2 protein-coding genes are annotated in these 1,242 nt (G+C 63.5%); both read right to left on the bottom strand.

Annotated elements, in window-relative coordinates:
* Positions 1-13: 13 nt before the first annotated feature.
* Positions 14-892 carry an IS3 family transposase gene (locus tag ABD842_RS13785; protein WP_345114949.1) on the bottom strand — a complete coding sequence of 293 codons (879 nt, stop codon included), beginning with the start codon at positions 890-892 and terminating at the stop codon, positions 14-16.
* Complete coding sequence (locus ABD842_RS13790; RefSeq protein ID WP_345114951.1) at positions 889-1,191, bottom strand: transposase; 303 nt, start codon at positions 1,189-1,191, stop codon at positions 889-891. Before ABD842_RS13790 ends, ABD842_RS13785 begins: the two co-directional genes overlap by 4 nt.
* Positions 1,192-1,242 lie beyond the last annotated feature (51 nt).

A 1,242-nucleotide genomic window follows, 5' to 3' on the forward strand; every position in this document is an offset into this window, starting at 1 on the left:
TGAGGTGGTCTAGCTAGGCCGCACAGAGTTGGGACGTGGTTTGAAATTGGGTTTCGAAGTGATTGGGGGCAAGATAGCCGAGGGCCGAATGCCGGCGCTCGGCGTTGTAATAGGCGAGATAATGGCTGATTTCCAGCCGCGCTTCCGTGAGATTGCGGAAGCTGCCGCCGTCGAGCAGTTCGGTTTTGAGTCGACTCCAAAAGGATTCGGCGTGGGCATTATCGTAGCAATTTCCTCGGCGGCTCATGCTTTGCACCGCCTCGTGGCGCGCCACTAAGGCCTTAAAGTTGGTAGCGGCGTACTGGCTGCCCTGGTCGGAATGGACCACCAGCCCAGTTGCTGGCTGACGCACGGACAGGGCGCGGCGGAGCGCCTCGCTGACCAGGTCTTCGGGCATGGATTCGCGTACGTCCCAGCCGACCACCTTGCGCGAGTAGCGGTCCAGCCAGGTGGCCAGGTACAGCCAACCGCCGCCCTGTTTAGGCAGGTAGGTGATGTCGCCCACCCAAACCTGATTCGGGGCGGTGGGGGCTGGCTGGCCCAGCAAGCGGTTGGGAGCCGCCCGCACGTTGGGGTCGGAGTCGGTGGTGCGGGGCACAAATGAGCGGGGCTGCTGGGCGCGCAGACCGGCGGCGGCCAGCGTCCGTCGAATGCGCCAGCGGCCCACCAAGTGGCCTTGGGCCTGCAGTTCGGCCCGCAACCGACGGGTGCCATAGCGGGCGGAATGCCACTTAAATTCTGTCCGGACAGCTACTTGCCAAGCTGGTTCCGGGGCGGGCAGCTGGCGCCGCTGCCACGCGTAGTAGGCGCTGGGGGCCACGTGTAACGCGTAGCAGAGCTGGCGCACCGGCACCTGGGCCTGGCGCTGGGCGATGTGCTGGTAGGCGCTCACCGGATCGGCTGGCCGAAGATGACCAAGGCTTTTTTTAAAATGTCGAGCTCCTGTTCGGTCCGCTTCAAACGGGCCCGCAGGGCGCGCACTTCCGGGTCACGCGCCACCTCGACACTGCCTACTTCGGCCACAAGCTGCGCTTGCTGCCAACGGTAGAGCAACTTGGGGCTGATGCCCAGTTGCTGCGCCGCCGCCTGCGTGCTCCGGCTTTCGGTTGCCAAGCGCAACGCCTCGGCTTTGAATGCATCGTCGTATTTGCGCCGCTTATCCGGCATAGTCTTGCTCTTTTTTGCGGTCATGACTCAGGAAATATACGTCCTGTTTCTGTGCGCCTCGACTAGACCACCTCA

It is taken from the genome of Hymenobacter algoricola (assembly GCF_039539525.1).
Taxonomy (GTDB): domain Bacteria; phylum Bacteroidota; class Bacteroidia; order Cytophagales; family Hymenobacteraceae; genus Hymenobacter; species Hymenobacter algoricola.